Below are 15,918 nucleotides of genomic sequence, written 5' to 3'. Positions count from 1 at the left end.
CCCGAACGCTCACTCCCGCCGCTGGGCCTCCTTTCCCCACGCGAACCGCTTCGCTGGGTTCGTGCGGGGCCCCGAGCGCAGGGCGTACCCCGCGTCGGGAGGTAGGGCGGGTGCCCACACCCGCCCGCGGGCCGGCGGCGCGTTCAGGAAAACGCTGCGGCAGGCCGGAGAGGACGGGCGGCCACAAGGGCCGCCCCTACGGCGAGGGTGGAGGATAGCTGCCGCGGGCCGATGAGGGCAGAAGGCGAATTGCCCCGCAGGGGCAAGAGAGGCCGTCCTGGGGTGTCGGCCCCTACGGAGGATATCTTCAAGGGCTGTAATGTAGGGGCGGGGCTTGTCCCCGCCCGTGGAGCCGGAAGGCTCTGGTTTTGACTCCAAAGCGCCGCAAGGGAGGGAACCCCATGAAAGAGATCGCCCTCTATACCCTGGATATCGCCCAGAATTCCATCACCGCCCAGGCCAGGCGCCTGGACATCACCCTGACGGAGGAGGGGAAGACCATCACCCTTTCCATCCGGGACGACGGCACGGGCATGGCCCCGGAGCTGCTGGCCCGGGTGAGCGACCCCTTCACCACCACCCGCACCACCCGATCCATGGGGCTTGGGCTGCCCCTGCTGCGCCTGGCGGCGGAGCAGACCGGCGGTTCCCTGTCGATTGAAAGTACGCTGGGGGTCGGCACCGCCGTCACCGCCGTTTTTGTCGCCTCGCACATTGACTGCCCCCCGGTGGGGGACATGGCCGGCACGATCACCCTGCTCATCCAGGGCGCGCCGGAGCTGGAACTGCACTATACACACCGGAGGGGGGACGCCCTGGCCTGCCTGGACACGGAGGAGCTGCACGCCCTGCTTGGGCCGGAGCTCTCCCTGGCCGAGCCGGAGCTTGTCCTCTGGATCCGGGATTACCTACAGGAACAGGAAGCGCTGTTACAAGAACAGAAGGGGATGTAAAACCATGAAAAGTCTAGCGGAGCTACAGGCCATCCGTGATAAGATGCGCCAGCAGATTGATTTGCGGGACTCCGGGGACGACCGCATCCGCGTGGTGGTGGGTATGGCCACCTGCGGCATCGCGGCGGGAGCCCGCCCAGTGCTCAACGCCTTTTTGGAGGAGGTCGCCAAGCGGGAGCTGAAAAACGTCACCGTGTCCCAGACAGGGTGCATCGGCGTGTGCCGTCTGGAGCCCATTGTGGAGGTGTACGTGCCCGGCCAGGAGAAGGTCACCTATGTAAAGATGACCCCGGACAAGGTGGCCTCCATCGTCAGCGAGCATCTGGTCAACGGCCGCGTGGTGACCGAGTACACCATCGGCGCGGCGGAATGAGGGAGGGCGTGAGATGAGCTTGATTCGTTCCCATATTCTGGTCTGCACCGGCACAGGCTGCACCTCCTCCGAAAGCCCCAAGATCATCGCGGAGTTTGAAAAGCAGTTGGCCGCCCAGGGCATGGACAAGGAGGCCCAGGTGGTGCGCACGGGCTGCTTCGGCCTGTGTGCCCTGGGGCCCATCGTCACCATCTACCCCGAGGGGGCGTGCTACACCCACGTGACGGTGGACGACGTGGAGGAGATTGTCTCCGAGCACATCGTCAAGGGCCGCATCGTCAAGCGCCTGCTCAACAGGAACGAGGGGGGCGACGGCCCGGCCACCTCCCTGGCCGAGACCCGGTTCTACAAGCACCAGCACCGCATCGCCCTGCGCAACTGCGGCGTCATCAACCCGGAGAGCATCGACGAGTACATCGGCGTGGACGGCTACGCCGCCCTGGGCAAAATCCTCACCGAACACATCCCGCCCCAGCAGGTCATCGACACGGTGCTGGCCTCCGGCCTGCGGGGCCGGGGCGGCGCAGGCTTCCCCACGGGCAAAAAGTGGCAGTTCACCGCCGACGCGGTGAGCCCCGACGGGGTCAAGTATGTGTGCTGCAACGCCGACGAGGGCGATCCCGGCGCGTTCATGGATCGCTCGGTGCTGGAGGGCGACCCCCACACCATTCTGGAGGCCATGACCATCGCGGGCTACGCCGTGGGGGCCCACCAGGGCTATATCTACGTCCGGGCCGAGTACCCCATCGCCGTCAAGCGGCTGGAGACCGCCATCCGGCAGGCCAAGGAGTACGGCCTGCTAGGCAAGAACATCTTCGACTCCGGCTTTGACTTCGATCTGGAACTGCGCCTGGGCGCCGGTGCCTTTGTCTGCGGCGAGGAGACCGCCCTCATGCGCTCCATCGAGGGCCACCGGGGCGAGCCCAAGACCCGCCCCCCTTTCCCGGCGGTGAAAGGCCTGTTTGACCGGCCCACCCTGCTCAACAACGTGGAGACCTACGCCAACATCACCTGGATTTTCAACCACGGCCCCGAGGCCTACGCCGCCATCGGCACCGAGACCAGCAAGGGCACCAAGGTCTTCGCCCTGGGCGGCAAGATCACCAACACCGGTCTGGTGGAGGTTCCCATGGGCACCACCCTGCGCACGGTGGTGGAGGACATCGGCGGCGGCGTGCCGGGCGGCAAGAAGTTCAAGGCCGCCCAGACCGGCGGCCCCTCCGGCGGCTGCATTCCTGCCTCCCTCATCGACACCCCCATCGACTATGAGTCCCTCAGCGCCATCGGCTCCATGATGGGCTCCGGCGGCCTCATCGTCATGGACGAGGACAACTGCATGGTGGACATCGCCAAGTTCTATCTGGAGTTCATTGTGGACGAGTCCTGCGGCAAGTGCTCCCCCTGCCGCATCGGCACCAAGCGGCTGCTGGATCTGCTGACCAAGATCACCGAGGGCAACGGCGAGCCGGAGGATCTGGACACCATCGAGGAGCTGTGCCACCACATCAAGCAGTCCGCCCTGTGCGGCCTGGGGCAGACCGCCCCCAACCCCGTGCTCTCCACCCTCACCCATTTCCGGGAGGAGTTCGAGGCCCACATCTACGAGAAGCGCTGCCCCGCCGGGGTGTGCAAGGCGCTCATCCAGTACATCGTGGATCCCACCAAGTGCAAGGGCTGCACCCGCTGCGCCCAGGGCTGCCCCACCGGGGCCATCTCCGGCGCGGTGCGCGCGCCCCACATCATCAACCAGTCCAAGTGCATCAAGTGCGGCGCGTGCATGGATCACTGCCGCTTTGATGCCATCTACAAGCAGTAAGGGAGGGAACGGACATGGACGAAAAGATGGTATCTCTGCGCATCAACGACATCCCCGTCACCGTTCCCGAGGGCTCCACGGTGCTGGAGGCGGCCCGCTCCGCGGGCTTCAACATCCCGTCGCTGTGTTTCCTGAAGGACATCAACGAGATCGGCGCCTGCCGCATCTGCGTGGTGGAGGTGAAGGGAGCCAAGAGCCTGGTGGCCTCCTGCGTCTACCCCGTGGCCGAGGGGATGGAGGTCTACACCAACACGGAGCGGGTACGCAAGTCCCGCCAGCTCACCCTGGAGCTGATCCTCTCCAACCACCGGATGGACTGCCTCACCTGCTCCCGCAACAGCCACTGCGAGCTGCTCCAGCTGGCCGGCGACCTGGGCATCGACGCGGTGCGGTACGCCAACGACAACATGCCCCCCCAGATTGAGGCCTCCGCCCCCCACCTGGTGCGGGACAACTCCAAATGCGTCCTCTGCCGCCGGTGCACCGCCGTGTGCCGCAAGACCCAGGAGGTGGGCGTCATCGGCCCCAACGACCGGGGCTTCCACACCCACATCGGCTGCGCCTTCGACCGGGATCTGGCCGAGGTGGACTGCGTCTCCTGCGGCCAGTGCATTGTGGCCTGCCCCACCGGCGCTCTCTCCGAGAAGGACGACACCGCCCGCGTGCTGGCCGCCCTGAACGACCCCGCCAAGCACGTGGTGGTGGGCCCCGCCCCCTCCATCCGGGTCACTCTGGGCGAGTGTTTCGGCCTGCCCATCGGCACCAACGTGGAGGGCAAGATGGTCACCGCCCTGCGCCGCCTGGGCTTCGACAAGGTGTTTGACGTGGACACCGCCGCCGACTTCACCATTCTGGAGGAGGGCACCGAGTTTTTAAGCCGCCTCAACGGCGGCGGCACCCTCCCCCTCATCACCTCCTGCTCCCCCGGCTGGGTGCGGTATCTGGAGCAGCACGCCCCCGACATGATCCGCAACATCTCCTCCTGCAAGTCCCCCCAGCAGATGTTCGGCTCCCTGGTCAAGACCTACTACGCCGAGCAGGCGGGCATCGATCCCCAGGACATCTTCGTGGTGTCCATCATGCCCTGCACCGCCAAGAAGTACGAGGTACTGCGGGAGGAGCAGCGGCTGCCCAACGGCTGCATGCCGGTGGACGTGTCCCTCACCACCCGGGAGCTGGGCCGCATGATCACCCAGGCCGGCCTGCTCTTCGAGCACCTGCCCGACGGGGCGTTCGATCCCATGCTGGGCGTCTCCACCGGCGCGGCCGCCATCTTCGGCGCCTCCGGCGGCGTCATGGAGGCCGCCCTGCGCACCGTGGTGGAGCAGCTCACCGGCGCGGGCATGGCCCCTCTGGAGTATCAAGAGGTCCGCGGCATGGAGGGGGTCAAGGAGGCCAGTTATGAGCTGCCCGGCAAGACCGTCCGGGTCTGCGTGGCCTCCGGCCTGCACAACGTCAAGCGGGTGCTGGACGGCATCCGGGACGGCTCCCTCCAGTACGACTTTGTGGAGTTTATGGCCTGCCCCGGCGGCTGCATCAACGGCGGCGGCCAGCCCATCCAGCACGCCAACGTGCGCAACTTCACCGACATCAAGGCCCTCCGCGCCGCCGCCCTCTACAAGCAGGATGAGGGCATGACCTACCGCCGCAGCCACGAGAACCCGGTGGTGCAGAAGGTCTACGCCGACTTCCTGGGCGAGCCCGGCGGCCACAAGGCCCACGCCCTCCTCCACTGCTCCTACATCAAGCAGAAGCGCTACCGCGTGTGACACAAAATCCCTCCCCCACCGAAAGGCGGGGGAGGGATTTGTGCGCTTGACAGTCCGGATTATAATAAGGTTAGAACTTACAGACAGAAAGGACATGTCCTATGAATCAAGCGAGACTGGCCCGGGTGCTCCGCAACATGGAGCGGGACGGACTGACCCAGATTGTAATCTCCTCCACCGCCTCGGTGTACTACCTGACGGGGTACTGGGTGGAGCCGATGGAGCGGATGCTGGCGCTCTATATCCGCGCCGACAGCACGTGCCGGCTGTTCGCCAACGCCCTCTTCGCCCTGGAGCCCCAGGAGGGGCTGGAGCTGGTGCTCCACCAGGACAGCGACGTGCCCACGGCGGCGCTGGCCGCCGCCCTCCTCCCCGGCACGCTGGGGGTGGACAAGGCCTGGCCCAGCAAGTTCCTCATCGCCCTTCTGGCCGCCCGGCCCGACGTGACGCCGGTGCTGGGCTCCGCCCCGGTGGACGACGCCCGCAAGTACAAGGACGCCGACGAGATCTCCGCCATGCGCCGCGCCTCCCAGATCAACGACCAGGTGGTGGAGGCGGCCATCGCCGCCGTGAGGGCCGGCGCGGTGGAGAGTGAGCTGGCCGCCTATGTGGAGGGCCTCTACCGGCAGCACGGCGCCGACCGCTCCGGCGAGGGGCAGCTGGTCTGCTTCGGCCCCAACGGAGCCGACCCCCACCACGCCCCCAACGGGACGGTGCTCCGGGACGGGGACAGCGTGGTCCTGGACATTTTCATCCCCATCCGGCGCTACTGGTGCGACATGACCCGCACGGTGTTTTTCCGCTCGGTGAGCGACGAGGGCCGGCGGGTATATGAGACCGTCAAGGCCGCCAATCTGGCGGCCGAGGCCGTCATCCGCCCCGGCGTCCCGATGAAGGACATCGACCGGGCGGCCCGGAAGCTCATCGAAGACGCGGGCTACGGCCCCTTCTTCACCCACCGGCTGGGCCACGGCTGCGGCCTGGACTGCCACGAGCCGCCGGACAACAGCGCCTCCAGCCCCGCCGTCGCCGAACCGGGGATGGTCTTCTCCGTGGAGCCGGGCATCTACCTGCCCGGCAAGCTGGGCGTGCGTATTGAGGATCTGGTGCTGGTCACCGAGGACGGCTGCGAGGTGCTCAACCACGCCTCCAAGGAGCTGCGCGTGGTGGACTAAACACAAAACTCCCCCGGCATTGCCGGGGGAGTTTTACTTCAGTCCAGGAACTGGATGCCGCCGCCGATAACGCCGTCGCCGATATAGACGCTGAGGGTGGCGTCCATGACCCCCTCCCAAAAATGCTCGTAGTTGGGAAACTCGGCCTTCAGCCGGGCCGCAAACTCCGCCATCTCCTCCGGCGCGCCGCCGTTGGCCACGGCCAGGTTGTACCGTCTGCCGGATTGGAACCGGGCCCTGAGCAGCTCCAGGATCTTGTCCTGCACCTGTCTGCGGCCCCGCACCTTGGCGATGCTCTGGAGCTGTCCGTCGTCCGAGAAGGTGATGATGGGCTTGATGGACAGCATGGTGCCCGCCAGGGCGGTGATGCGGCCGATGCGGCCGCCCCGGCGCAGGTACTCCAGGGTGTCCACCGAGAAGAAAGGGAAGGTGTTTGCCACCAGATGGGGCGCCCGCTCGCGCACCAGGGTATCCCAGGAGGACCCGGACAGGATCTCCTCCCAGAGCTGAAGCACCATGATGCCGATGCCCAGGGAACCGCTCCTGGAGTCAAAGACGGCGATCTCCAGATCGTCCCGCTGCTCGGCCTGGAGGCGCACCATGTTGTAGGTGCCGGACAGGCCGGAGGAGAGCATGACGGCGATCACCCTCTCGTACCCGTCGGCACGGATTTGATCCAGCGTGTCGCTGACCACGCCGCCCTCGGGCAGCGAGGTGCGGGGCAGCTCTCCCCGGTGGAGCCGCTCATATACCCCCTCGGCGGTGATGTCTACCCCGTCGGAGTACTCGCCGTCCTCGCAGCGGATTTTCAGCGGCACCACATAGATGGGCTTACCCTCCCGCATCGGGGCGGGCAGGTCCGCCGTGGAGTCGGTGAGCAGCGCAATCTTTTCCGGATTTGACAAGGCAATCATCCTATTCTATAATCAGAGTGGCAAAACCCGCATAACATCGTTATGTCACTATTATAGCGGCTGAATACCAGCCGTGTCAAGGGGAAGGAGGGACAATCCATGGACTACCGCCAGCGTCGGAAGGAGCAGGCGCAGCAGACCGAGCAGGCCATTCTCCAGGCCGCCATGGAGCTGGCCCGTGAAAACAGCTTTGACAAGGTTTCCGTCCGGGATATCTGCCAGCGGGCTGGCATTACCACCGGCGCCTTTTACCACCACTTCCGTTCCAAGGAGGATCTGCTCTCCCGTGGCTTTTCCCCCCTAGACCGGTACATGGAGGAGGCCCTGTCCGGCCACGAGACTGACGCCCCGCCCCAGCGGCTTTGGCTGATTCTCTCCACCTACGCCTCCTTCATTGAGGCCCAGGGCTGGGAGCTGGTGGCCCGCTATTACCAGCGGCGGCTGGATGCTCCCGACGACGCCTCCTCCATGGATCCCACCCGCTATACCCTGCGCGCCATGCTGGACTGCCTGCGCCAGGCAGAGGAGGAGGGTTCCCTTCTGCCCGGCTGGTCGGTGGAGTGGACGGCGGACTTCTTTTTCCGCCACTTCCGGGGCGTGGTCGTGGACTGGGTGCTCCACCGGGGCTCTTACCCATTATTGCCCAAGCTGGAGCAGGACTACACCCTGTTCCGGGAGATTTTTCAGACCAAATAGCCGGAGGGCCTGGACGCGTTGGTCGGGCCTCTGAGGCTGTCTATAAACCCTCCTATTGGAGGATTCGGAGGGAAGGATCGTGTGAAAGGCTGCCCCGCAGGGCGATTCGGAGCACAACCGCCGCTTGCGGCGGTACTTGGTGCGGAGATGAACCGTCAGGGTTCCCTTTCGCGTTGGATCAACCAACTTTTTGAACCCTTTTGGGGTTCAAAAAGTTCAGCAGTCTGTCGAAAAGACTTTTTCGATAGACTGCGAGGGCCTGGACGAGTTATCCAGGCCCTCGGTTTTTATTCCCCCCGGATGCCGGAGAAGCGGCCGCGGACGGTGTCCTCCGCCGTAATTGGGCGGAGGACCCGGGCCGGATTGCCGGCGGCAAAGGAGCCCGCAGGGATGTCCCGGGTCACCACGCTCCCCGCTCCGATGACGCAGTTCTCCCCGATGGTCACGCCGGGGCAGACCACCACGTTTGCCCCGAACCAGCAGTCGTGTCCGATGGTCACGGGCTTGGCATAGCACAAAAACCGCTCCACCCCATCGTCGCACACCATCCCCCGGCGCTCGTCGGGCAGCATGGGGTGCATGGGCGTCACGATCGTCACGTTGGGTCCGAAATTGCAGTGGTCGCCGATGATCACCGGCGCATCGTCCTGAACGGTGAAGTTGAAGTTCATGAAGCAATGGTTTCCCACCCGGGTGTGGCAGCCGTAGTGAAAGCGCACCGGCCCCAGCATACACACGCCTTCCCCCAGCTCCCCCAGCAGCTCCCGGAGAATCGCCTCCCGCACCTCTGCATCGTCCTCAAACGTCTCATTATACTTCTGGCTGAGCCGGTGGGCTCTCCGCTTCTTCTCCACCAGCTCCGGCTCCTCTGAGGCAAACAACTCCCCCCGGAAGATACGTTCCTCCTCGGTCATCCTTCCTCACTCCCTTCCAGCCGTCCGCAGCAGCAGCCGAAGCGCCTCTTCCCGCTCGGGGACAAAGAAAAAGTCGCTCCCGTGGTTGGACTCATAGATAAAATCCCGCAGAGGCTTGCTGGTATAGCAGGAAAAGTCTCCGTAGACGGCCATTTTGATCCGGTACTGGATGAATTTCTCCAAAATCTCCCCCGCCAGGCCGGTGCTGAGGATGAAAAAGTCCTCGGCCACCGCCGCCTTGTCCACCAGCAGGGCGGAGGCCCCGGCCTCATGGCGCGCCGTCATGGCCAGCTCCAGGGCCGACGGCGCATCCACAATGCGCTTCTCCGGCCCGGTCAGCTCCGCCACCGGGATCCCGTCCTGCTTCCAATACTGTATGCCCATCGGCATCCCTCCCTTTCTGATCTCTGGCGTTGACTTGGATACCTCAGCATAGCACGCCTTTCCCGCCCTGTCAAATTTCTCCGGACAGGCAACCTTTTCCCCTCCGGCGCATACCCATTTAGGACGGAGGTGAAGCCTATGTCCAGGCTGTTGTCCAAAGAGAGGGTGCGCGACCTGCTCCTGGGTCTGGCCCTGCTGTGCGCCACCCTGGCCCTGATGCTCTATCCCCAGCCCTCTATGGAGGCGGCCAAAAGCGGCCTGGCCCTGTGCTACAACGTCATAATTCCCTCCCTGTTCCCCTTCTTCGTGCTCTCCTCCCTGGTGGTGGAACTGGGGTTGGCGGGATACCTGGGACGTCTGCTGGAGGGACTGATGCGCCCCCTGTTCCACGTCAGCGGGGCCTGCGCCTCCGCTTTCGCCCTGGGCTTCATCGGCGGCTACCCGGTGGGAGCCAAGACGGCCATCAGCCTCTACGAGAACGGCATGTGCACCAAGACGGAGGCCGAGCGCCTGCTGGCCTTCTGCAACAACTCTGGTCCCGCCTTCATTCTGGGCGTGGTGGGGGCTGGGGTGTTCGCCAGTAGCCGGGTGGGAGTGCTGCTCTATCTGGCCCACGCGGCCGCCTCCATCTGCATCGGCATTCTCTTCCGTTTTTACAAGGCCGGCCCAACCGCCCGGCGGGAGGAGCGGCAGTCCCGGCCCCAGTTCCACGCCCAGCGCTTCACAACAGCCTTTACCGGCTCCATCAAAAACTCCTTTCTGTCCACGCTGAACATCTGCGCCTTTGTGGTCTTTTTCACCGTGGTGATTCAGCTCCTTATCCGCTCCGGCTTCCTGCCCGGGCTGGCCCAGGTGCTGGGGACGGTGCTCGCCCCCTTCGGCCTCACCCCGGAGTGGGCCCAACGTCTGCTTACCGGAGCGCTGGAGATCTCCTCCGGTGTGTGGACTCTCTCCGGCGACGGCACCCTCAGCGGCAAGCTTATTCTGGCCGCCTTCATGCTGGGGTGGGCCGGCATCTCCGTCCACTGTCAGGTGCTCTCCTTCATCGGGGGCAGCGGCCTGTCCGTGGGCACCTATCTGGTAGGCAAGCTGCTCCACGGCGGCCTGTCCGCCCTGTTCATCGCCGTCCTGGTCCGCCTCTTTCCGCTGGAGGCGCCGGTCTCCGATTACCTGGCCGACCAGGTGGCTGGCATTGCGGGCATGGATTTCCACCGCACACTGGTCATCTCTCTGGTCTGCGCCTGGGTGCTCTTCCTCTTTTTCCTCTTTGTGGCGGCCGCCGCAGCGCGAAAAAGCCTTGGCAAGAGGCATCGGAGCGTGTTATAATGAGACGTTATGAGAGAGGGAGGGAGCTCCATGCTGTTTCAGAAGAATATCGAGCCCAGGTGCACCTACTGTCAGCGGGGCACCCCACTGGACGAGGAGAAAATCCTCTGTACCAAACAGGGTGTAGTCGCCCCCGGCGGGAGCTGCCGCTCCTTCAAGTACGACCCCCTCAAGCGGGTGCCGCCGCCGCCGGTGGCACCCGACTTCAGCAAGCTGAAGGACGAGGATTTCACCCTTTGAACAAAAGCCGCCCCCGCCTGCACACCAGGCGGGGGCGGCTTTCCGCGCTATTTGCGTTTGTGCATGGCCGGCGCCCGCTAATAGAAGATCACCCGCACTGCCCAGGCAGCAGCCATAAAGCCCGCCAGGTCGGCGCAGAGGGCTGCCGGGACGGCATAGCGGGTCTTGACGATGCCCGCCGCGCCGAAGTAGACCGCGATGGTGTAGAAGGTAGTCTCGGTGGAACCCAGCATCACTGCCGCCGTTCGGCCGATCAGGGAGTCGGGGCCGTAGGTGGCGATGAGCTCCGCCCCCACCCCCAGTGCTGCCGAGCCGCTGACCGGCCGCACCAGCAGGAGTGCCACGGTCTCCGGCGGGATGCCCAGGGCGGTGAGCACCGGGGCCAGCGCCCGGGCCGCCAGCTCCAGCGCCCCGGAGGCGCGGAGCATATACACCGCCGTGAGCAGGCCCACCAGGGGCGGCACAATGCGCAGAAGCACCCCCAGCCCCTCCCCGGCCCCCTGAACCAGGGCGTCATACACATCCACCCGCCGCGCCATACCGTACAAGGCCACCGCGGCAATGATCAGGGGCACCAGCATGGTGAAGAACAGCTCCATGCCTACCCCCTCCACACCCGGCCGAAGAGCTTGACCGCCCCGATGCCGGTGCACACCGAAATGGCCGAGGCCAGCCACACCGCGGGCAGGATATCAAAGGGGGCGGCGCACCCCGCGGCCAGGCGCACCGAGGCCACCGTGGTGGGAATGAGCTGGATGGACGCCGTATTGCACACCACCAGCATACACAAAGCGTCTGAGGCCCGTCCGGGAGTACGGCGGCTCATCTGCCGGGCGGCCTGGATGCCCAGGGGAGTGGCCGCATTGCCCAGCCCCAGCAGGTTGGCCGACACGTTGGCCGAGATGGTGTCCATCACCTCCCGGTCCCGCGCAAACTCCGGGTAGAGCCGCCGCAGCACCGGCCGGAGCAGCCGGGACAGCCCATCCGACAGGCCGGAGCGGCGCATCACCTCCATCACCCCCATCCACAGACAGAGCACCCCCGCCATGGACAGGCACAGCTCCACCGCCGCGGCCGCCCCCTCCATGGCCGCAGCCGCCACCGCCGGTCCGTTTCCTGTCGCCAGACCGCACAGGATGGAGACCACCACCATCCCGGTCCAGATCACTGTCATTGCCATACCGGACACCTCCCCGTCTTCCCCCATTTATACGGGCTGTCCGCAGGAAACATGCCTGCGATCCAGGCTGTTGTAAACTGCTTTTCCACCGCCCGTCGAAAAACCCCGCTTTCCCTCGTAAAGATTTCCAGATTTCGATTGACAATCCAATACGATATGTTATAATAATGTCAGTTTATAGATAATGACGGAAATATGTGGAAATTCGTAGGGAAAGGAAGTAACTCTTATGAAATCGACGGGCATTGTGCGCAAGGTGGATGAACTGGGGCGAATCGTGCTCCCCATCGAGCTCCGCCGTACGTTGGACATTGCAGAAAAGGATTCGCTGGAAATTTACGTAGATGGGGCTTCAATTGTACTGAAAAAGTATCAACCCGCCTGCATTTTCTGCGATGACGCAAAAGATGTAATCAACTTCAAGGGAAAGAACGTCTGTCCCAACTGCATTCGAGAGCTTCAGTTAAAATAACAATTCGTTTCATATTGTAAAAACACCTTGCTTTTTCTGAAAAAGCAAGGTGTTTTCTTCTTTTTTTGTCCCTTTTTTCGATCGAAACCGCAGGTGTTTCGCGGTTTCCCAATAATACTAATAGTAATATTTTTGATTCCAAATACTTCTAAATAAGGATGTCCTTTTTTCCGCACAGTTTTATTCGCAGCCGCCGGTTTTCCCCACGGCACGGTCGTAAAGTTCATTTTTAGCCAGGCCTGTTTCCCGCGCCGCCTGCCGCACTGCGTCCCGCAGGGAGAGGCCCTCGGCCCGCAGCGCCTCCACCCGGGCCAGCCCGCCGGCGAGGATAGGGGCCTCCTCCGCCGTCCCGGCCGCGCCCTCTACCACCAGCACGAACTCTCCACGGGGCGGGTTGGCCCCGTACCACTCCGCGGCCTCCCCAAGGGTGGTGCGCCGCACCTCCTCGTGGAGCTTGGTCAGCTCCCGGCACAGGGAGATGCGCCGGCCCGGCCCAAAGGCCTCCGCCAGATCGTCCAGGGTGGCACAGAGCTTGTGGGGCGCCTCATAGAAAATCATGGTGCGCCGCTCCCCTTTCAGCTCCTCCAGGTGGGTGCGGCGGTTCTTCTTGTTCATGGCCAGGAAGCCCTCGAAGGTGAACCGGCCGGTGGGCAGGCCGGATACCGCCAGGGCGGTGACCAGGGCGCAGGGGCCGGGGATGGCCACCACATCCACCCCACTCTGGGCGCAGAGGGCCACCAGCTCCTCGCCGGGGTCGGAAACCGCCGGAGTGCCCGCGTCGGTGACCAGTGCGCAGCTCTCCCCGGCCAGCAGGCGGCTGAGCACCGCCTCGCCCCCCGCCCCGGTGTTGTGGCGGTAATAGGAGAGCATGGGCTTTTTCAGCCCCAGGTGGTTAAGCAGCTTGAGGGTCACCCGGGTATCCTCCGCGGCAATAAAATCCACCTCCCCCAGGGTGTCCGCGATGCGCCGGGAGATGTCCCCCAGGTTGCCGATGGGGGTGGGTACCAGATACAGCGTTCCGGCCATGTATATTACCTCCGGTTTGACAGTAGTGTGGGCAGAATCTCCAGCCCCGGCCGGCCCTGCCGCACCGCCTCCAGCAGGACGGCGGAGGGCGGGCAATCCAGCCCGTGCTGGAGCAGCCGGAGCCGCTTGGGCTCCAGCCCGGCGGAGCGGAGGGCGGCAAAGAGATCGCACAAACGCTCCGGCCGGTGAACGAGGGCGAAGCGTCCCCCGTTTTTCAGCAGCCGCCCGGCGGCGGCGCACCAGTCCTCCAGGGCGCAGTCCCCCTCCATCCGGGCGGGCCCGCCGCAGCCGCCGCTCCCCGCCTTGAAGTAGGGCGGGTTGGAGACCGCCAGGGAGAAGCCCCCGGCGGGGAGGGTTTTGCACACGGCGCGGAGATCTCCGGTGCAAATCGCCCCCTCCAGGCCGTTTTCCGCCAGGTTCTGGCGGGCCAGGGCGGCGTCCTCCGGGCAGTATTCCACACCGGAGAGGGCCAGTGGGGAAACCCGGGCGGCCAGCAGCAGGAGCAGCGCCCCCGCCCCGCAGCCCAGGTCGCACACCCGGTCCCCCCGCCGCACCGAGGCAAAGGCGGCCAGGGCCAGGCTGTCGCCCCCCAGGGGGAAGCAGGTGTCCGACTGGCGGTACACATAGGGCCCCAGCCGCTCCGGCGCTCTCATGGCATACCCTCCAGCAGGCGGCGGGTGATGCGGCCGGTCAGGCCCCAGATGGCCCGTCCCTCCCAGGCGTAGATGGGCACCTCCACCCGGCCGCCCCGCCAGCGGTAGCCCTGGGGAAAGCCGATGCGGTCATAGGGGAAGTCCTCCCCCACCCGGGGCTCCAGCGGGTAGGCATACACCTCCGGCGGATGGGCCCGCAGCCAGTCCACCGGCACGAAGAAGGTCTCCTTCACCTCGGCGGGGCCGGGGTGGAGCCGCTCCGCCGCCTCCGGCGCCACGATCCCCAGGACGGGATAGAGCACAAAGCCCCCCTGGTGGGTGAGCCAGTCCAGCTCGGCCACCACCTCCACCGCCGTCCGGGGAATGCCCAGCTCCTCCCACGTCTCCCGCAGGGCGCAGGAGACCGCGTCCTCCCCCGGCTCCAGCCGCCCGCCGGGAAAGCACACCTCCCCCGGCTGGCGGCCCAGGGTGTCGGCCCGCACCTCGTAGAGCAGGCACAGGCCCTCCGGCCGCTCCACCAGGGGCACCAGCACGGCGTACTCCCCCGTCACGTCCTGCACCTTGGGCACATGTCCCGTCCAGCGGGCCCGAAACTCCTCCGCGGTCATAGCCCCTCCATCCAGCGGTTCAGCGCCTCATAAAACCGGCCCACATGGACGCCGTCCAGCAGGCGGTGGTTCAGCTCCAGGCTCAGCAGCAGGCGGGTGCGGCTCCCCTCCTCCTCCCAGCGGCCCCAGGCCGCCCGGGGCACCGAGTCGGAAGGGTTCACGTCCTTCTCGTTCTTCAGGGCCGTGAGGGGGAACCAGGGCAGGCAGGTGAAGTAGACGAGCTGATCCCCGTCCCAGGGGCCGGAGGTGATGAACTCGGTCTGGGCCGCCGCCTGGGCCTTGGCCCGGCGGCAGAAGTCCGCCGCGTCCTCCCCCGCCTCCACGGTGACAATCTGGAACAGCTCGCTGCCCGGCTTCAGGTCGGTGAAGCTGGGCACAAGGGTGTCGTGGCGGACGATCACCCCGTCCCGGTCCTTGTAGTGGAAGGCGTCCACCGCCTCCATGGCCTTGGTGACGGCGAACACCATGGCCGGGTAAAAGGGCAGGGAACGTCCCTTGCACCAGGCCCGCAGGGGTGTCACGTCCACCGGGAACGTCAGGGTGTAGAAGGGGTCGGACATGGGGGTGAAAAAGTCGTAATGGGCCCGGCGGGGCCAGGTCTCCTTGTCAATGATGGTCATGGGTATCCTCCCGTCCCAACAGGTAATCGGTTGTCACGTGAAAATAGTCCGCCAAGAGAATCAGCGTGGTGGCAGAGACATTGATGTGGCCATATTCAATCTTTTGATAGTGGCGCTCTGTGACACCCAACAGTTCCGCCATATCCTTTTGAGTCCTTCCAAACCTCTTTCTGAGGGGTTTCAGCCGTTCAGCCAGTCTGGGCAAAATAATCTCCATTTTCTTCTCCTTCCCCCTTGACACATCATCAAATTTCGTGTAGTATAATAACATCATCATAATTCGTGTAGAGGGGATTTAAGGCATGACTGACTTTGTGCAATTTTTGTATACCCAGTATATCCAGTCGTATATAGACGCCATGCCCATGGACGCAGCAGACGAGTACCATCACGATCTGGTCAAAAACGAATGCACGCCGGATCTATGGACTGATATCGAGGCAATTCGGGCCTTTGCCGCCGCCCACGCCTTTCTGCTGGGCCTGCGCACCGGCGCGGGGCTGGCTGCACACGGGCGGATGTAGGCATCCGCCCCTACACGCACACCGTAGGGACCGGCACTCTCATCCCCCCGCCGTCCACACGCCGGCGCGGGGCGGGCGGGGACAAGCCCCGCCCCTACGCCCGGGCCTGTGCGGTCATCCGCATCTGTAGGGGCGGTCCTTGTGGCCGCCCGGCCGCCGCGGATTTGTGCCGCTTCGGGGGAAACAGCGTGTCAGGCTGCCCGCGTGTCTCCAAGTCGGCCACACAGCCATGCCTCCAGATGGCGGGCGGGGACAAGCCCCGCCCCTACGCCCGG

Annotated in this window: 20 protein-coding genes; 10 read left to right on the top strand and 10 right to left on the bottom strand. The window is 65.1% G+C overall.

Annotation, left to right across the window (positions count from 1 at the left end):
* Nucleotides 1–401: 401 nt before the first annotated feature.
* From HMPREF0372_RS13890 to HMPREF0372_RS13870, 5 genes are all read left to right on the top strand, one after another.
* A complete protein-coding gene (locus HMPREF0372_RS13890) occupies nt 402–953 on the top strand; it encodes an ATP-binding protein (protein WP_007493700.1) in 552 nt (183 codons plus the stop codon).
* 4 nt (nt 954–957) lie between these two features.
* Complete coding sequence (locus HMPREF0372_RS13885) at nt 958–1,326, top strand: (2Fe-2S) ferredoxin domain-containing protein (RefSeq protein ID WP_007493698.1); 369 nt, start codon at nt 958–960, stop codon at nt 1,324–1,326.
* A 13-nt stretch (nt 1,327–1,339) separates the two neighbouring features.
* Nucleotides 1,340–3,142 carry an NADH-quinone oxidoreductase subunit NuoF gene (locus tag HMPREF0372_RS13880; RefSeq protein ID WP_007493696.1) on the top strand — a complete coding sequence of 601 codons (1,803 nt, stop codon included), beginning with the start codon at nt 1,340–1,342 and terminating at the stop codon, nt 3,140–3,142.
* 14 nt (nt 3,143–3,156) lie between these two features.
* The gene (locus HMPREF0372_RS13875; RefSeq protein WP_007493694.1) at nt 3,157–4,911 is read left to right on the top strand and encodes an NADH-dependent [FeFe] hydrogenase, group A6; all 1,755 of its coding nucleotides are present in this window, start codon (nt 3,157–3,159) and stop codon (nt 4,909–4,911) included.
* A gap of 101 nt (nt 4,912–5,012) precedes the next feature.
* The gene (locus tag HMPREF0372_RS13870) at nt 5,013–6,086 is read left to right on the top strand and encodes a M24 family metallopeptidase (RefSeq protein WP_007493692.1); all 1,074 of its coding nucleotides are present in this window, start codon (nt 5,013–5,015) and stop codon (nt 6,084–6,086) included.
* Nucleotides 6,087–6,124: 38 nt separating this feature from the next.
* Here HMPREF0372_RS13870 and HMPREF0372_RS13865 read toward each other — a convergent pair whose 3' ends face one another.
* A complete protein-coding gene (locus HMPREF0372_RS13865) occupies nt 6,125–7,000 on the bottom strand; it encodes a DegV family protein (protein ID WP_007493690.1) in 876 nt (291 codons plus the stop codon).
* Nucleotides 7,001–7,099: 99 nt separating this feature from the next.
* On the opposite strand from HMPREF0372_RS13865, the gene HMPREF0372_RS13860 reads away from it, so the two are divergent.
* On the top strand, nt 7,100–7,696 hold the full coding sequence (locus HMPREF0372_RS13860; protein WP_007493688.1) for a TetR/AcrR family transcriptional regulator: 597 nt from the start codon (nt 7,100–7,102) through the stop codon (nt 7,694–7,696).
* A gap of 287 nt (nt 7,697–7,983) precedes the next feature.
* On the opposite strand, the gene HMPREF0372_RS13855 is transcribed toward HMPREF0372_RS13860, so the two are convergent.
* Together HMPREF0372_RS13855 and HMPREF0372_RS13850 are read right to left on the bottom strand one after the other, a co-directional pair.
* Nucleotides 7,984–8,610: a sugar O-acetyltransferase gene (locus HMPREF0372_RS13855; RefSeq protein WP_007493687.1), complete on the bottom strand. Its 627-nt coding sequence runs from the start codon at nt 8,608–8,610 to the stop codon at nt 7,984–7,986.
* 6 nt (nt 8,611–8,616) lie between these two features.
* Nucleotides 8,617–8,994 carry a DUF4180 domain-containing protein gene (locus tag HMPREF0372_RS13850; RefSeq protein WP_009261228.1) on the bottom strand — a complete coding sequence of 126 codons (378 nt, stop codon included), beginning with the start codon at nt 8,992–8,994 and terminating at the stop codon, nt 8,617–8,619.
* 138 nt (nt 8,995–9,132) lie between these two features.
* Between HMPREF0372_RS13850 and HMPREF0372_RS13845 the strand changes: the two genes are divergently transcribed.
* Nucleotides 9,133–10,320, top strand: a complete 1,188-nt coding sequence (locus HMPREF0372_RS13845) for a nucleoside recognition domain-containing protein (protein ID WP_007493683.1) — start codon at nt 9,133–9,135, stop codon at nt 10,318–10,320.
* 30 nt (nt 10,321–10,350) lie between these two features.
* Entirely contained in the window at nt 10,351–10,560 is a 210-nt protein-coding gene (locus HMPREF0372_RS13840; protein WP_024724882.1) for a protein kinase family protein, read from the top strand.
* Between the two features lie 77 nt (nt 10,561–10,637).
* Here the strand turns inward: HMPREF0372_RS13840 and HMPREF0372_RS13835 are convergent, their stop codons facing one another.
* Nucleotides 10,638–11,159 carry a spore maturation protein gene (locus HMPREF0372_RS13835; protein ID WP_009261226.1) on the bottom strand — a complete coding sequence of 174 codons (522 nt, stop codon included), beginning with the start codon at nt 11,157–11,159 and terminating at the stop codon, nt 10,638–10,640.
* A gap of 2 nt (nt 11,160–11,161) precedes the next feature.
* Nucleotides 11,162–11,740: a nucleoside recognition domain-containing protein gene (locus HMPREF0372_RS13830; protein ID WP_039997611.1), complete on the bottom strand. Its 579-nt coding sequence runs from the start codon at nt 11,738–11,740 to the stop codon at nt 11,162–11,164.
* 229 nt (nt 11,741–11,969) lie between these two features.
* Between HMPREF0372_RS13830 and HMPREF0372_RS13825 the strand changes: the two genes are divergently transcribed.
* On the top strand, nt 11,970–12,212 hold the full coding sequence (locus HMPREF0372_RS13825; protein WP_007493676.1) for an AbrB/MazE/SpoVT family DNA-binding domain-containing protein: 243 nt from the start codon (nt 11,970–11,972) through the stop codon (nt 12,210–12,212).
* A gap of 180 nt (nt 12,213–12,392) precedes the next feature.
* Here the strand turns inward: HMPREF0372_RS13825 and rsmI are convergent, their stop codons facing one another.
* Genes rsmI through HMPREF0372_RS13800 form a run of 5 tightly spaced genes read right to left on the bottom strand, consistent with a single transcriptional unit; the run spans nt 12,393 to nt 15,336 of the window.
* Nucleotides 12,393–13,238 (bottom strand): 16S rRNA (cytidine(1402)-2'-O)-methyltransferase, encoded by an 846-nt coding sequence (rsmI, locus tag HMPREF0372_RS13820; RefSeq protein ID WP_007493673.1) that lies wholly within the window; start codon nt 13,236–13,238, stop codon nt 12,393–12,395.
* A gap of 5 nt (nt 13,239–13,243) precedes the next feature.
* Entirely contained in the window at nt 13,244–13,891 is a 648-nt protein-coding gene (locus tag HMPREF0372_RS13815) for a tRNA1(Val) (adenine(37)-N6)-methyltransferase (RefSeq protein ID WP_007493671.1), read from the bottom strand.
* On the bottom strand, nt 13,888–14,499 hold the full coding sequence (locus HMPREF0372_RS13810; protein ID WP_007493669.1) for an NUDIX hydrolase: 612 nt from the start codon (nt 14,497–14,499) through the stop codon (nt 13,888–13,890). Before HMPREF0372_RS13810 ends, HMPREF0372_RS13815 begins: the two co-directional genes overlap by 4 nt.
* Complete coding sequence (locus HMPREF0372_RS13805) at nt 14,496–15,119, bottom strand: CatA-like O-acetyltransferase (RefSeq protein WP_007493667.1); 624 nt, start codon at nt 15,117–15,119, stop codon at nt 14,496–14,498. Before HMPREF0372_RS13805 ends, HMPREF0372_RS13810 begins: the two co-directional genes overlap by 4 nt.
* Nucleotides 15,106–15,336, bottom strand: a complete 231-nt coding sequence (locus tag HMPREF0372_RS13800) for a helix-turn-helix domain-containing protein (protein ID WP_050810503.1) — start codon at nt 15,334–15,336, stop codon at nt 15,106–15,108. Before HMPREF0372_RS13800 ends, HMPREF0372_RS13805 begins: the two co-directional genes overlap by 14 nt.
* Before the next feature lie 85 nt (nt 15,337–15,421).
* Here HMPREF0372_RS13800 and HMPREF0372_RS13795 point away from each other — a divergent pair, with 85 nt between their 5' ends.
* A complete protein-coding gene (locus tag HMPREF0372_RS13795; RefSeq protein ID WP_007493663.1) occupies nt 15,422–15,643 on the top strand; it encodes a hypothetical protein in 222 nt (73 codons plus the stop codon).
* Nucleotides 15,644–15,918: the final 275 nt, after the last annotated feature.

Origin of the sequence: Flavonifractor plautii ATCC 29863 (assembly GCF_000239295.1) — a bacterium.
Classification (GTDB): domain Bacteria; phylum Bacillota; class Clostridia; order Oscillospirales; family Oscillospiraceae; genus Flavonifractor; species Flavonifractor plautii.
This window is presented reverse-complemented; position numbering and strand designations above follow the sequence as displayed.

What these genes read in the sequence shown, in the direction of transcription:
- HMPREF0372_RS13835 (WP_009261226.1), bottom strand. Translation starts at nt 11,159, where the DNA reads ATGGAGCTGTTCTTCACCATGCTGGTGCCCCTGATCATTGCCGCGGTG.
- HMPREF0372_RS13840 (WP_024724882.1), top strand. Translation starts at nt 10,351, where the DNA reads ATGCTGTTTCAGAAGAATATCGAGCCCAGGTGCACCTACTGTCAGCGG.
- HMPREF0372_RS13875 (WP_007493694.1), top strand. Translation starts at nt 3,157, where the DNA reads ATGGACGAAAAGATGGTATCTCTGCGCATCAACGACATCCCCGTCACC.
- HMPREF0372_RS13800 (WP_050810503.1), bottom strand. Translation starts at nt 15,336, where the DNA reads ATGGAGATTATTTTGCCCAGACTGGCTGAACGGCTGAAACCCCTCAGA.
- rsmI (WP_007493673.1), bottom strand. Translation starts at nt 13,238, where the DNA reads ATGGCCGGAACGCTGTATCTGGTACCCACCCCCATCGGCAACCTGGGG.
- HMPREF0372_RS13845 (WP_007493683.1), top strand. Translation starts at nt 9,133, where the DNA reads ATGTCCAGGCTGTTGTCCAAAGAGAGGGTGCGCGACCTGCTCCTGGGT.
- HMPREF0372_RS13815 (WP_007493671.1), bottom strand. Translation starts at nt 13,891, where the DNA reads ATGAGAGCGCCGGAGCGGCTGGGGCCCTATGTGTACCGCCAGTCGGAC.
- HMPREF0372_RS13810 (WP_007493669.1), bottom strand. Translation starts at nt 14,499, where the DNA reads ATGACCGCGGAGGAGTTTCGGGCCCGCTGGACGGGACATGTGCCCAAG.
- HMPREF0372_RS13795 (WP_007493663.1), top strand. Translation starts at nt 15,422, where the DNA reads ATGACTGACTTTGTGCAATTTTTGTATACCCAGTATATCCAGTCGTAT.
- HMPREF0372_RS13885 (WP_007493698.1), top strand. Translation starts at nt 958, where the DNA reads ATGAAAAGTCTAGCGGAGCTACAGGCCATCCGTGATAAGATGCGCCAG.
- HMPREF0372_RS13825 (WP_007493676.1), top strand. Translation starts at nt 11,970, where the DNA reads ATGAAATCGACGGGCATTGTGCGCAAGGTGGATGAACTGGGGCGAATC.
- HMPREF0372_RS13830 (WP_039997611.1), bottom strand. Translation starts at nt 11,740, where the DNA reads ATGGCAATGACAGTGATCTGGACCGGGATGGTGGTGGTCTCCATCCTG.
- HMPREF0372_RS13870 (WP_007493692.1), top strand. Translation starts at nt 5,013, where the DNA reads ATGAATCAAGCGAGACTGGCCCGGGTGCTCCGCAACATGGAGCGGGAC.
- HMPREF0372_RS13855 (WP_007493687.1), bottom strand. Translation starts at nt 8,610, where the DNA reads ATGACCGAGGAGGAACGTATCTTCCGGGGGGAGTTGTTTGCCTCAGAG.
- HMPREF0372_RS13850 (WP_009261228.1), bottom strand. Translation starts at nt 8,994, where the DNA reads ATGGGCATACAGTATTGGAAGCAGGACGGGATCCCGGTGGCGGAGCTG.
- HMPREF0372_RS13880 (WP_007493696.1), top strand. Translation starts at nt 1,340, where the DNA reads ATGAGCTTGATTCGTTCCCATATTCTGGTCTGCACCGGCACAGGCTGC.
- HMPREF0372_RS13805 (WP_007493667.1), bottom strand. Translation starts at nt 15,119, where the DNA reads ATGACCATCATTGACAAGGAGACCTGGCCCCGCCGGGCCCATTACGAC.
- HMPREF0372_RS13865 (WP_007493690.1), bottom strand. Translation starts at nt 7,000, where the DNA reads ATGATTGCCTTGTCAAATCCGGAAAAGATTGCGCTGCTCACCGACTCC.
- HMPREF0372_RS13860 (WP_007493688.1), top strand. Translation starts at nt 7,100, where the DNA reads ATGGACTACCGCCAGCGTCGGAAGGAGCAGGCGCAGCAGACCGAGCAG.
- HMPREF0372_RS13890 (WP_007493700.1), top strand. Translation starts at nt 402, where the DNA reads ATGAAAGAGATCGCCCTCTATACCCTGGATATCGCCCAGAATTCCATC.